At 34.4% G+C, this 14,482-nt stretch carries 10 protein-coding genes; 7 read left to right on the forward strand and 3 right to left on the reverse strand.

Features of this window, described 5'->3' with window-relative positions:
• Window positions 1–3 precede the first annotated feature (3 nt).
• From ACFO3N_RS10760 to ACFO3N_RS10790, 7 genes are all read left to right on the forward strand, one after another.
• Complete coding sequence (locus tag ACFO3N_RS10760; RefSeq protein ID WP_141248174.1) at window positions 4–201, forward strand: hypothetical protein; 198 nt, start codon at window positions 4–6, stop codon at window positions 199–201.
• A 442-nt stretch (window positions 202–643) separates the two neighbouring features.
• Complete coding sequence (gene asnB / locus ACFO3N_RS10765) at window positions 644–2,320, forward strand: asparagine synthase B (RefSeq protein ID WP_095931434.1); 1,677 nt, start codon at window positions 644–646, stop codon at window positions 2,318–2,320.
• Between the two features lie 315 nt (window positions 2,321–2,635).
• Window positions 2,636–4,252, forward strand: a complete 1,617-nt coding sequence (asnB, locus tag ACFO3N_RS10770; RefSeq protein ID WP_379797615.1) for an asparagine synthase B — start codon at window positions 2,636–2,638, stop codon at window positions 4,250–4,252.
• 419 nt (window positions 4,253–4,671) lie between these two features.
• Window positions 4,672–6,612 carry a DNA topoisomerase (ATP-hydrolyzing) subunit B gene (gene gyrB, locus ACFO3N_RS10775; protein WP_095931436.1) on the forward strand — a complete coding sequence of 647 codons (1,941 nt, stop codon included), beginning with the start codon at window positions 4,672–4,674 and terminating at the stop codon, window positions 6,610–6,612.
• 110 nt (window positions 6,613–6,722) lie between these two features.
• A complete protein-coding gene (mdh, locus tag ACFO3N_RS10780; protein WP_250835262.1) occupies window positions 6,723–7,658 on the forward strand; it encodes a malate dehydrogenase in 936 nt (311 codons plus the stop codon).
• 225 nt (window positions 7,659–7,883) lie between these two features.
• Window positions 7,884–10,874 carry a protein translocase subunit SecDF gene (secDF, locus tag ACFO3N_RS10785; RefSeq protein WP_379797618.1) on the forward strand — a complete coding sequence of 997 codons (2,991 nt, stop codon included), beginning with the start codon at window positions 7,884–7,886 and terminating at the stop codon, window positions 10,872–10,874.
• 87 nt (window positions 10,875–10,961) lie between these two features.
• Window positions 10,962–11,573 (forward strand): acyloxyacyl hydrolase, encoded by a 612-nt coding sequence (locus ACFO3N_RS10790; protein WP_379797620.1) that lies wholly within the window; start codon window positions 10,962–10,964, stop codon window positions 11,571–11,573.
• Window positions 11,574–11,628: 55 nt separating this feature from the next.
• Here the strand turns inward: ACFO3N_RS10790 and lgt are convergent, their stop codons facing one another.
• The 3 genes from lgt to cysS all read right to left on the reverse strand — a co-directional run bounded on the left by lgt (window position 11,629) and on the right by cysS (window position 14,465).
• Window positions 11,629–12,561 carry a prolipoprotein diacylglyceryl transferase gene (gene lgt / locus ACFO3N_RS10795; RefSeq protein WP_379797622.1) on the reverse strand — a complete coding sequence of 311 codons (933 nt, stop codon included), beginning with the start codon at window positions 12,559–12,561 and terminating at the stop codon, window positions 11,629–11,631.
• 64 nt (window positions 12,562–12,625) lie between these two features.
• A complete protein-coding gene (gene yidD, locus ACFO3N_RS10800; protein ID WP_095929800.1) occupies window positions 12,626–12,874 on the reverse strand; it encodes a membrane protein insertion efficiency factor YidD in 249 nt (82 codons plus the stop codon).
• Between the two features lie 109 nt (window positions 12,875–12,983).
• Complete coding sequence (gene cysS, locus ACFO3N_RS10805; protein WP_250835265.1) at window positions 12,984–14,465, reverse strand: cysteine--tRNA ligase; 1,482 nt, start codon at window positions 14,463–14,465, stop codon at window positions 12,984–12,986.
• Window positions 14,466–14,482 lie beyond the last annotated feature (17 nt).

Here is a 14,482-nt window from a genome sequence, read left to right on the forward strand (position 1 = left end):
TTTATGCACTTAATATGTAGTTTCTCATTCTTTGGAGCTTCTTATGCCTTTTATAAGATTCATAAATTATGGAAAAAAGATGTTACGGAAAATGATAAACTTTATAAGTTTCAAATAAAAGGAGAAACCTTTGAGCATTGGTTGCTAATTGGAATGTTGGTAATTATAGGAATAGTTTATTTTTTTAAAGCAATGCCTTAACCACACAGTTTGTCATCCTGACGAAGGAAGGATCACACTAGAAACTCGATAAAGATTGGCGAACTAGCATGCGGAATTACTTGTGTGATCTTTGCTTCGTCAAGATGACAAGTAAGACTCAAAATCTAGATAACACTAGATAAACAATAATTCCAGAACAACTTTCAGTCTCTTCTTTATGAATCTTTCATCAGTAATAGAATAACTCAAAAATTAATTCAAAAAACGGGTTTAAACTTTCAATTTTCAACCGGTTTTCTAGTCAAAATTAAAATTTTCAAGTTTTGAGCTTGTTTTTACTTCTAAATTTTACATTTTATATGTAAAAATAAAAATATGGTTATAAAATGTAATTGAAATTAATGTTTGTGTTTTTCAATTGTAACTAATATTCCATCTTTGCCCTATCAAATTAAAATTTAAAGAATTAAAATATAAAATTATGTGTGGAATTGTATGTGCCTTTGATCTTAAACAAAAAGCCGAAGCGTTAAGACCTCAAGTATTAGAAATGTCAAAAATCATTCGTCACCGCGGACCAGACTGGAGCGGAATTTACAGCAATGATAAGGCGATTCTTTCTCACGAGCGTTTGGCAATTGTAGATCCAGCTTCAGGAAAACAGCCTTTATTTACAGAAGACAAAAAACTAGTTTTAGCTGCAAATGGTGAGATTTACAACCACAGAGATTTGCGTAAACAATTTGAAGGAAAATATAACTTTCAAACTGAAAGTGACTGTGAGGTTATTTTAGCTTTATATAAAGAAAAAGGAGTAAGCTTTGTAGATGAATTAAACGGAATCTTTGGATTTGCAATTTACGATGTGGATAAAGATGAGTATTTTGTAGCTCGTGACCACATGGGAATTATTCCATTGTATATTGGTTGGGATCAGCACGGAACTTTTTATGTTGCTTCTGAGTTAAAAGCTCTTGAAGGATATTGTACAAAAATCGAATTATTCCCTCCAGGACATTATTTATCAAGCAAAGACGGAGAATTTGTACAATGGTACAAAAGAGACTGGACAGAATATGATGCAGTAAAAGATAACGAAACTAGTATTCCAGAAATTAGAAAAGCATTGGAAGCTGCGGTTCACAGACAATTAATGAGTGACGTTCCTTACGGAGTTTTACTTTCTGGAGGTTTGGATTCTTCTATTACTTCCGCTGTAGCTAAGAAATTTGCTCAAAAAAGAATTGAGTCAGACGATACTACAGATGCTTGGTACCCACAATTGCACTCTTTCTCAGTTGGTTTAGAAGGTTCGCCAGATTTAGCTGCAGCGAGAAAAGTGGCAGATCATATTGGGACTATTCACCACGAAATTAAATTCACTATCCAAGAAGGTTTAGATGCAGTTCGTGATGTAATTTACAACTTAGAAACATATGATGTAACTACCGTTAGAGCTTCAACTCCAATGTGGTTAATGGCAAGAGTGATCAAGTCTATGGGAATCAAAATGGTTCTTTCAGGTGAAGGGGCAGATGAGTTATTTGGAGGATATTTATATTTCCACAAAGCGCCAAATGCAAGAGAATTTCACGAAGAAAACGTTCGTAAATTAGGAAAACTTCATATGTACGATTGTTTACGTGCAAACAAAAGTTTAGCAGCTTGGGGAATCGAAGGACGTGTGCCTTTCTTAGATAAAGAATTTATGGATGTTGCCATGCGCATCAACCCACAAGATAAAATGATCAACAAAGAACATCCGATGGAAAAATGGGTTGTTCGTAAAGCTTTTGAAGATATGCTTCCAGAAAGTGTGGCTTGGAGACAAAAAGAGCAATTTTCTGATGGAGTAGGATACAGCTGGATTGATACTTTGAAAGAAGTAGTGGCAAGAGAAGTTTCGGATGAGCAATTAGCAAATGCTAGGTTTAAATTTCCGTTGCAAACTCCAACTTCAAAAGAAGAATATTACTATCGTTCTATTTTTACAGAACATTTCCCAAGTGATGCTGCGGCATTATGTGTGCCTCAGGAAGCAAGTGTGGCTTGTAGTACAAAAATTGCTTTGGAATGGGATGAAGCTTTCAAAAACATGAACGATCCATCGGGAAGAGCGGTTTCAAGCGTTCACGATGATGCCTACGTTAAAGCATAATACGAGTTTAATTTTTAGAATTAGTATATATTTTTTAGGAAAAACGTTCTCTGTCGAGAGCGTTTTTCTTGTCTAAAGTAATTTACTGTCTTAAATTTCTCATTGACTGCAAACAGGCAAGCTATTAATTGATTTTCTTTTGATATATTTGGTGTCTGCAGTATTATCGTTAAACACTTGATATTTTAACGAATTTAATAATGGAAAGCGAAAATTAATATTTAGTTTTGCTTTCAGTCGAAAATTTTAATGATTTTTTAATGTTCGCTTCACAGCTGAGCAATAATGAAAAATAAAATAAAAAAATAGAATATTATGTCTGGATTGTTGGCCGTAATTGGTAAAGGAAAAGACCCGAAACTTGTAAAAGAACTTTCTGAAAGAATGTTGCATCGTGGTCCTGATGAAAGTGATGTTCGCATTATGGAAAATGGCAGTATACTTTGTCATGAGAGTTTATCGATTATCGATCTTAATTCGGGTAGGCAGCCAATTCAAGGAACTGATAAAGCTTGGATGGTACATGATGGCGAAATTTATAATTATCAGGAACTGAAAAATACAGTTTTGCAACATCATACTTTTAGAACAGAATCAGATTCAGAAGTGATTGTGCATCTTTATGAGGAATTTGGATATGATTTCTGTAATAAACTAGACGGAGATTTTGCTTTTGTGGTTGTGGACGGCGATAAATATATTGCAGGTCGTGATCCAATAGGGGTAAAACCGTTATATTATGGTTTAGATGAAAGAGGACGAATCTATTTTTCATCAGAAATGAAAGCTATTGCAGATCAATGTAAATCGTTTTCTACTTTTCCTCCAGGGCATTATTATACAGCGAAAACAGGGTTTGTAAAATATTATCATCCAGAATACGAAGATCATAAAAATGCAAATCAGACATTAAACTTAGAGTTAATTCGTGAAAGTCTTATTCAAGCAACACGCAAGCGTTTATTGGCAGAAGTTCCTCTAGGAGTTGTGCTTTCAGGAGGCTTGGATACTTCTTTGATTTCGGCTATTACTTCAAGATTATTAAAAGAAAAAGGACAGAAATTGCATTCGTTTTCTATTGGGTTAGATGCTGATGCGCCAGATAATATTTCGGCTAGAAAGGCTGCGGAATTTTTAGGAACAGAACATCACGAAATACATTTTTCTGTAGAAGAAGGAGTTAAAGTTTTAGAAAAAGTAATTTATCATATTGAAACGTATGATATTATTTCTGTGCGTTCGGGTGTTCCAATGTATCTGCTTTCTAAAGCAATTGCCGATCAGGGCATAAAAGTAATCTTATCAGGAGAAGGGGCAGATGAGGTTTTTGGAGGACATTTGTACTTTAGAAATGCACCGTCAGAAGAAGAATTTCAAGATGAAACAATAGAAAGAGTTCAGAAGCTGTTTACAGCCGATTTACTTCGCGCAGATAAAACGACAATGGCAAATGGTTTAGAAGTTCGAATTCCATTTTTGGATACAGAATTTTTAGATGTTGCTATTCGAATTAAAACAGAAGAAAAACAGCCTAAATCATATGATGGCGTTGAAAAGTATATTTTAAGAAAAGCGTTTGATACTCCAGAAGACCCTTATTTGCCTTCGGAAGTTTTGTGGAGACAAAAAGAACAGTTTTCTGACGGGGTAGGCTATAATTGGGTTGATCAATTAATTGAGTATTGTGCGTCGCAGGTTACAGATGAGCAATTATTTGGAGCAAGTGCAGAATTTCCATATAACTCGCCAACGACTAAAGAAGCGTACTTGTACAGATCGATTTTTCATAAATTCTATCCACAGGTCAGCGCGGCGCAAACTGTGCGTAAATGGATTCCAAAATGGCAAGAAAACCTTGATCCAAGTGGAAGAGCAAATGCTGCCCATTTAAACGGTAATTTTGAACCAGTGAAAACAAGTGTTATTGCTTAAAAGTGAAATTCCAATTTTCTTAAATTTTAAATTCCAAAACCAAGAGGGAGAATTGAAAAAAAAATAAATTCCAAATTCCAAGTTGGAACTGATATAAGGAAACCGAAATGCATTTTTAATGTCATTTCGGTTTTTTAATTTTAACATATTAGACTGATTTTAAAAATTTGATTCGGTATTTCAGGTTGAGATTTGGAGTTCGAGATTTGGAATTTGGATTTTCAAAATTGGAATTTGGCATTTAAAATTGTAGGATTTTTAAAAATTTTGAATTTAAACTCATTTTTGGGTTTATTTTTTGGTTTTTCAGACAATTGTGTTAATAACTTAAGTGCTTTAACTTGTATTTTAATGGGTATATAGCTTGCGATTTCATATATTTGCGTGTTAGACAATAAATACATTTTAGAATAAATTATATGAGCGAAGAAATCAAGAAGAACAATTATTCAGCAGATAGTATTCAGGCATTAGAAGGAATGGAGCACGTAAGAATGCGTCCATCAATGTATATTGGAGATGTAGGAGTTCGAGGACTGCATCATTTAGTTTATGAGGTTGTTGATAACTCTATTGATGAGGCCATGGGAGGACATTGTGATACTATTGGTGTCTCAATAAACGAAGATGGTTCTGTTACAGTTGAAGATAACGGACGTGGTATTCCAGTAGATTTACATAAAAAAGAAGGAGTTTCTGCTCTTGAGGTTGTAATGACAAAAATTGGAGCCGGAGGTAAATTCGACAAAGATTCATATAAAGTTTCTGGAGGTTTACACGGGGTTGGGGTTTCGGTTGTAAATGCCCTTTCTGTTCACATGAAATCTACTGTATTTAGAGAAGGTAAGATTTATGAGCAAGAATACGAAAGAGGAAAATCTTTATATCCAGTAAAACAAATCGGAGAAACAGATAAAAGAGGTACACGCCAGACTTTTTATCCAGATGATACCATCTTTACTCAAACTACCGAGTTTTCATACGATACGCTTTCAGCTCGTATGCGTGAGCTTTCTTTCTTAAATAAAGGAATCACAATTACTTTTACAGATAAGAGAGAGGTTGATGAAAAAGGAGAATTTAAAAGTGAAGTATTTCATTCTGATGAAGGACTTAAAGAATATATTCGTTATTTAGATGGTAACCGTGAGCCAATTGTATCTCATGTTATCAGTATGGATAATGATAAAGGTGAAATTCCTGTTGAGGTTGCCTTAATTTACAATACAAGTTATACAGAGAATATTTTCTCTTATGTAAATAATATCAATACGCACGAGGGGGGGACGCATTTACAAGGTTTTAGAAGTGGTTTGACAAGAACGCTTAAAAAATATGCAGATGCTTCTGGTTTATTAGATAAATTAAAATTCGAAATTGCTGGAGATGACTTCCGTGAGGGATTAACGGCTATTATTTCAGTAAAAGTATCTGAGCCTCAGTTTGAAGGGCAGACGAAAACTAAGCTTGGAAATAGAGAGGTTGTTTCTCCGGTTTCTCAAGCGGTTGGAGAAATGTTGGAGAATTATTTGGAAGAAAATCCAAATGATGCAAAATTGATTATCCAAAAAGTAATCCTTGCAGCTCAAGCACGTCACGCAGCGAAAAAAGCGCGTGAAATGGTACAGCGTAAAACCGTTATGGGCGGTGGCGGATTGCCAGGAAAATTATCTGACTGTTCGGAGCAAGATCCAGCAAGATGTGAGGTTTACCTTGTCGAGGGAGATTCGGCTGGTGGAACAGCAAAACAAGGACGTGATCGTAACTTTCAAGCGATTCTGCCATTACGTGGTAAAATCTTGAACGTTGAAAAAGCGATGCATCATAAAGTATTCGAAAACGAAGAGATTAGAAATATTTTTACAGCTTTAGGAGTAACAGTAGGAACTGCAGAAGATAGTAAAGCATTAAATCTTGAAAAACTAAGATATCACAAAGTAATCATCATGTGTGATGCCGATGTCGATGGTAGCCACATTTCTACCTTAATATTAACGTTCTTCTTCCGTTTCATGAAAGAGCTTATTGAAGAAGGTCACGTTTACATTGCTGCACCGCCTTTGTACTTAGTTAAGAAAGGAAATAAGAAAGAATACGCTTGGAATGATGTTCAGCGTGATCAGGCCAACGAAAGAATGGGTGGAAGTGCCAATATTCAGCGTTATAAAGGTCTTGGAGAGATGAACGCGGAGCAATTATGGGAAACTACAATGGATCCGAATTTCAGAACTTTACGTCAAGTAAATATTGATAGTCTTGCAGAAGCTGATCAAGTTTTCTCTATGTTGATGGGTGATGAGGTGCCACCTCGTAGAGAATTTATCGAGAAAAATGCAGTTTATGCAAATATTGATGCATAAAATGAAAATTTAATAATTCCAATTCGTTTAATTGTTTAAATTTACTAGACAATTAAACGAATTGTCTTTTTAAAGAATAGACAAAATTAATAACCGATAAAGTAAAAAATATGAAAGTTACCATTGTAGGAGCAGGAAATGTTGGAGCTACATGTGCAGATGTTATTTCTTATAGAGGAATTGCTAGCGAAGTAGTATTGTTGGATATTAAAGAAGGTTTTGCCGAAGGTAAAGCATTGGATATTACACAATGTGCGACAAATACTGGTTTTAATACTAAAGTATCTGGCGTTACCAACGATTATTCTAAAACTGCAGGAAGCGATGTAGTAGTAATTACATCAGGAATTCCGAGAAAACCAGGAATGACAAGAGAAGAATTGATAGGTATAAATGCAGGCATTGTAAAAACAGTTGCCGAAAATGTACTGAAATATTCTCCAAACACTATAATTGTTGTAGTTTCCAACCCAATGGACACGATGACGTATTTGGCTTTAAAAGCTACAGGTCTTCCAAAAAATAGAATTATAGGTATGGGAGGTGCTTTAGATAGTTCTCGTTTTAGAACATATCTTTCCTTAGCTCTAGATAAGCCAGCAAATGATATTTCGGCAATGGTAATTGGAGGTCATGGAGACACAACTATGATTCCGTTGACTCGTTTAGCATCTTATAACGGAATTCCGGTATCGGAGTTTCTTTCAGAAGAAGTATTGCAAAAAGTTGCTGCAGATACAATGGTAGGAGGAGCGACCCTTACAGGTCTTCTAGGAACTTCTGCTTGGTACGCACCAGGAGCTTCTGTAGCTTATTTAGTAGACAGTATTTTGAATGATCAGAAAAAAATGATTGCATGTTCTGTTTTTGTAGAAGGAGAATATGGTCAAAATGATATATGCATAGGAGTACCGTGTATAATTGGTAAAAACGGTGTCGAAGAAATTCTAGATATAAACTTAAACGATCAGGAAAAGGCTTTATTTGCGAAAAGTGCAGATGCAGTTCGTAGTATGAATGATGCCCTAAAAACGATTTTAGTATAATAAAAACGGCAAAAAAGAAAAAAAGCTGCACTTTTGCAGCTTTTTTTTTGAGATTAATTAATAAATAAATTGGTTAATATTTTCGTTAATTATATATTTGCTCGGTTTAAAAAAAAATTGGTAATTCGTGATCTCGTTTTTTTGTTTTAAAAAATCATGTCAGGGCTTATTTTATGGGAGTTTAAAACAAAAACAAAAATAAAACATAATTAATTTTTAGTAATAATGCAGAATAAAGGACTTATTAAATTTTTCGCAATTCTATTTGCATTGGTAAGTATTTACCAACTATCATTCACTTTTGTGGCAAATGGCGTCAAAAGTGAAGCTAAAGCTTTTGCAGGAGATAATCCTGATAAAGAGCTGAAATATTTAGATTCTATTGGTAAAGAAAAAGTATTAAACCTTGGTTTTACTGATTTCACTTACAACGAAGTGAAAAACAAGCAACTTAATAAAGGTCTTGACTTAGAAGGAGGAATCAATGTGATTCTTCAAATTTCTATTAAAGATGTATTAAAAGGTTTGGCTAATAATTCTAAAAATCCAGTTTTTAATAAATCATTAGCTGATGCATCTGCAAATTTAGAAGGAAACAAAACGTATTTAAATAAGTTTTTTGAAGCTTTTGAAGCAAATTCAAAAGGAACTGTAAAACTTGCATCTCCAGATATTTTCGCTAACAGAAGCCTTCAAGGAGAAGGTGGAGTAGACTTTCAAATGTCTGATGCACAAGTTCAAAAAGTTATCAAAAGAAAAGTTGATGAGTCTGTAGAAAGTGCTTTTAAAGTATTAAGAGAGCGTATCGACAAATTTGGTGTTACACAGCCAAACATCCAAAAATTAGGAGAAACAGGAAGAATCTTAGTAGAGCTTCCAGGTGCTAAGGATGTGGATAGAATTAAAAAATTATTAGGTGGAAAAGCTCAATTAGAGTTTTGGGAAACTTATAAAATTGAAGAAATTGGTAATTTCTTAGTTTCTGCTAACGAGGCTTTGAAGAAAACTGAAGTTAAAAAGACTGAAACTAAAACAGTTGTTAAAGATTCATTGAATGCATTATTAACAGATGCTAAAGATTCTTCAGACGTTAAAAAAGGAAACAATCCTTTATTTGATAAAATAATTGGTAATGGTGGCGGACCAGTTTTAGGATACTTTGCTCCTAAAGATACTGCTGCTATCAACGAATATTTTAAAAGACCAGAAATTAGAGTTTTATTGGGTGCTGACCAGCACTATGCAAAATTTGTATGGAGCAAGCCAACAACTATAAAAGATCCTAAAGCTAAAGATGTAAAAAGTGCAGCTGATATTGAAGTTGTAGAATTATATGCTTTAAAAGGAAACAGAGACAATAACCCAGCTATGAGCGGTGGTGTTGTAACTGATGCAAAAGATACTTTTGACCAAATGGGTAAACCTGCGGTTTCTATGCAGATGAACAGCCAAGGTGCTAAAGTTTGGGAAGAGTTAACAGGAAGAGCATTTGCTCAAAAAAGCTACATTGCTATTGTATTAGATGATATCGTATATTCTGCTCCAGGTGTAACAAGCGGTCCTATTGCTGGAGGAAGATCTGAGATTACAGGTTCATTTGATGTAGCTGAAACTAAAGATTTAGCAAACGTATTAAATGCAGGTAAATTACCAGCTTCTGCAGATATTATCCAATCAACTGTTGTTGGTCCATCTTTAGGACAAGCGGCTATTGATGCAGGTACAATCTCTTCTGTATTAGGTTTCTTATTAGTTTGTGTTTGGATGGTATTCTATTATGGTAAAGCGGGTTGGTATGCAAATCTTGCCTTATTATTAAACTTACTATTCTTATTCGGAATTATGGCAAGTTTTGGTTTTGTATTAACATTGCCAGGTATTGCAGGTATCGTACTTACATTAGGTACAGCGGTAGATGCGAATATTATTATCTACGAAAGAGCGAAAGAGGAATTGCGTGAAGGTAAATCACTTTCTGAAGCAGTTGCGGCTTCTTACGGATGGCATGGTGCAATGCGTTCTATTATCGATGCTAACGTTACTCACGTTTTAACTGGAGCTATCTTGTTTATTTTTGGAACAGGTCCTATTAAAGGTTTTGCGTTAACATTATTAATTGGTATCGTAACTTCATTGTTTACATCAATCTTTATTGCTAGAATCTTTATTGACAGAAACATTGCAGGAAAAGGGGATTTAACTTTCTCTACAAATATTACTAAAAACTGGTTTACTAATTTCCACTTTGATTTTATTAAAGTTAAGAAATTCACTTATATCTTCTCTTCTATTGTAACAGTAGTAAGTTTAACTTCTATTTTCTTTATTAATGGTTTAGATGAAGGTGTTGATTTTGTTGGAGGTAGAACTTTCCAAGTTAAATTTGAAAAACCAGTTGATGCAACTGCTGTTTCAGATGAATTATCTGCAGCTTTCGGTACTCCGGTTGAAGCTAAAATTTTAGGAGATGATGATCAGTTGAAAATCACTACTAAATATAAAATTAAAGAAGATGGTGTAGCTATCGATGAAGAAGTGAATCAAAAATTATATGCTTCTCTACAGAAATATTTCCCAAATACTTCTTACGAGAAATTCATTAACTCTTTCGACGGTAAAAAAGTTGGGGTATTGCAAGCTTCTAAAGTTGGAGCTTCTATCTCTGAGGATATTAAAACTAACTCATACTGGGCAGTTCTTGGGGCAATGGCAGTTATTTTCTTATACTTAATGGTATCTTTCCGTAAATGGCAGTATTCATTAGGTGCGATTGCAGCTGTTGCGCACGACGTTGTGTTTGTATTAGGAATTTACTCTTTATGCTACAAATTCATGCCATTCCACATGGAAATGGATCAGCACTTTATCGCTGCGATCTTGACTGTAATTGGTTACTCTATGAACGATACGGTAATTGTATTTGACAGGGTGAGAGAGTTTATCATCGGAAACCGTAAAGGAAGTTTCGAAGATATCGTAAACGCTTCTATTAATACTACATTATCAAGAACATTGAATACTTCATTAATGATGATTATCGTATTATTAACGATGTTTATCTTTGGTGGAGAATCTATCAGAGGATTTATCTTTGCAATGTTAATTGGTATTATCGTTGGTACTTACTCTTCATTATTTATCGCAACGCCTGTATTGGTTGATACGATTTCTAGTGATGAGAAACACACAATCGAAGACAAACATAATAAAGCATAATTACTGTTTTAATTATATAAAAAAAGATCCAGCGAAAGCTGGATCTTTTTTTTTGTGCTATATTTAAATGGAATTTTAAAATGATTTATGACAAGAAAATTACTTTTAGTCTTATTGTTTCTTATGGCTGTAAAAATGACTGCACAGAAAGGCGATTCAAATTTTTCTTTAGGTTTTAATTATGGTTTTGGAAGTGAATTTAGTAATAGAAACTATACGTTTACAAACCACTTTTATAAAGTTCAGTTCTATTACAAAATAAAAGAAGCAAAGCATTTTCAATATCAGATTTTAGTTCAGCCGGAGATTAATTTTGCTGAGCATCAATTATTGAATTTCTATTTTGTAAAGCCTGAAACACCAAACTATCAGCAAAAAAGAGATCAATATACGCGTTTAAAAGATGTTCGCGAATATGTGCTTAATTGTGGTTTTTTAATTCGCAAACCTATTGGTCAAGTTTGTTCTTTTTATGTTTTGGGCAGTATTGGGCCCATGATTACAGATACAGAAACAGAGCGAATTTCTAAAGGTTTTGCTTTTGCCGATGTTTTAGCGGTCGGTTTCACTGCAAGTTGTAATAAATGTCAGTTTGATATTCGTCCAAGTATAAGGCATGTTTCTAATGCTGGATTAGGGAGCAGTAATGCGGGGTATAATACAAAGAATATTGAATTTGGTATCTCGTATCAATTATAAAAAGAAAAAGCCCAATACGTACGATGTTGGGCTTCTTTATGTAGAGTAATTGATTTTATGATTCAGCTAAAGGATTTCTCTGAGCTCTTATGATAAAGAAAAGTCCAATAATGATAAAGGGTATGCTTAACCATTGTCCTGTCGAAAATAAACCTAATTCGCTTTCAAAACCTCCTTGGCTTTCTTTTACAAATTCTACAACGAAACGAACAGCAAATAATAACACTAAAAACAATCCGAATAAAAGACCAGATTTAAGTCTTGCATTTGTTCTCCAATATAAAAAGAATAAAATAGCGAATACAAATATATAACAGAAAGCTTCGTATAATTGGGTTGGATGTCTCGAAGGGACTTCTGCTAATAATGTTGCGAACTTTGGATCGGTTGCAATTGCGGTATAAGCGTCTTTAGGGTCTGCAATTCCGGTTTTCTGTACTGCTTCGGCTTTACTGAATGTATCGTGAAGAAATCGAATTCCGAATGCAGAATTAGTTTCGTGACCAATAATTTCAGAGTTAAAGAAATTTCCTAAACGCACAAAAATAGCTCCGCTTGCAACAGGAATTACTACACGGTCTAATATCCATAATAAAGAACGCTTTAGTATTTTTTTGCTATAATAGTACATTGCAATAATAATTGCAATTGCAGCTCCGTGACTTGCTAATCCTTGGAAACCTGTGAATTGAAACTCAGGTTCGAATTTAAATGGCAGAAAAATTTCAAGTAAATGATTTCTGAAATATTCCCAATCATAAAAGAAAACATGACCTAAACGTGCTCCAATCAAGGTTGCTAGGACAGTCCAAACAAACAAAGAATCTAGTTTTTCAATTGATTCGTTTTCTCTTTCGAAAATCTTTTTCATTAAGAACCATCCTAAACCAAAAGCAATTACAAACATTAAGCTGTAATAGCGAATCATAAAAAATCCTAAGTTGATTCCCTCAAAAGGATTCCAAACTAAATTTAAGGCGTGTGTCATGTATAAATGTTTTTATATAGCTGTAAAAATAAATATTTAATGTAAAGTACCGCTTTCTAAAAAGTTAATGTTTGTGGTTGCATTTCTTTTCTGGTACAGGATCGTAACCGGTTCTTCCCCAAGGATGACAACTCAAGATACGTTTAATGCCTAAATATCCGCCATAAAACAGTCCGTGAATTTGCAGCGCCTGAATCATATAAGTCGAACAAGTTGGCTCAAATCTGCAGGATGCCGGTGTAAATGGTGAAATGGCAGTCTGGTAAAAACGGACTAACAATACAAATGGATATATTAGAATTTTTGAAAACATATTTTTTTTGTATAAGTTAGTTTATAGTGGTCAATGTTCAGTATTTTAGTGTACAGTCAGTTCAAAGTTTGAATCTGAACACTAAAATACTGAACACTGACCACTTTTTTTATTGTATACTAAAAGTAGTTCCTTCTTTTCCGTCTTTAAGCTGGATTCCTAAAGCAATTAATTGATCGCGAATCTGGTCAGAAAGCGCAAAGTTTTTATCTGCTCTAGCTTGATTTCTCATGCCAATAAGCATATTTACTACACCTTCCAATTTATCGCTATCAGCATCAGCGGCTTTATCATCGTTAAGGCCTAAAACGTCATATACGAAAGCATTTACCGCTGTTTTGAAATCAACTAAATCTTCGCTAGAAATTGTTTCTTTGCCATCTTTTAATAGATTGATATAGCGAACAGCTTCAAATAATTGCGCAATTAAAATTGGCGTATTGAAATCATCATTCATTGCATCGTAGCAAAGTTGTTTCCATGCGCCGAAATCTATTGAACTAGAACTTCCTGCAGTAATATTTGGTAAAGCATCAAGTGCTTCCATTAATCTTTTATATCCTTTTTCGGCAGCTACAATGGCATCATCAGAAAAATCTAAAATACTTCTGTAGTGTGCTTGAAGCATGAAAAAACGCGTCACTGAAGCAGAAAATGGTTTGCTTAAGATGTTGTTGTCTCCGCTAAGAATTTCGCCTGGAAGAATATTGTTTCCAGTCGATTTTGCCATTTTCTTTCCGTTTAGGGTAAGCATGTTGGCGTGCATCCAATAATTTACTGGAGCCTGACCAGTGCAAGCTTCGTTTTGTGCGATTTCACATTCGTGGTGTGGAAATTTTAAATCCATTCCACCTCCGTGAATGTCAAAATGGTTGCCAAGGTATTTAGTACTCATTGCAGTACATTCCAAATGCCATCCTGGGAAACCATCGCTCCAAGGAGAAGGCCATCTCATGATATGTTCTGGCTCGGCTTTTTTCCACAAAGCAAAATCTTGCGGGTTTCTCTTGTCAGATTGTCCGTCAAGATCACGCGTATTTGCCAACATATCGTCGATATTTCTACCGCTTAAGATACCGTAATTATTGGTTTCGTTGTATTTTACAACATCAAAATATACAGATCCATTGGCAACATAACCGATACCTTTATCTATGATTTTTTTAATAATTTCGATTTGCTCAATAATATGGCCTGTCGCTGTAGGTTCAATGCTTGGCGGTAAAAAGTTGAAAGCTTTTAGAATGTTATGAAAATCTACAGTATAGCGCTGTACAACTTCCATTGGTTCCAATTGCTCCAAACGTGCTTTTTTAGCAATTTTATCTTCACCTTCATCCACATCATCTACGATATGCCCAACATCGGTAATATTTCGAACATAACGAACTTTATAATCCAAATGCAGAAAATACCTGAAGATTACGTCAAAAGACATGAAAGTTCTCACGTTTCCTAAATGGACATTACTATATACGGTAGGTCCACAAACATACATTCCAACATTTCCATCATGGATGGGTTTGAAATCTTCTTTTTCGCCAGAAAGCGAATTGTATATTTTGAGCGGTTGCGTTGTATATAATGGCATAAAATTTATGTTTAACC

It is taken from the genome of Flavobacterium chungangensis (genome assembly GCF_042654045.1).
GTDB lineage: Bacteria > Bacteroidota > Bacteroidia > Flavobacteriales > Flavobacteriaceae > Flavobacterium > Flavobacterium chungangensis.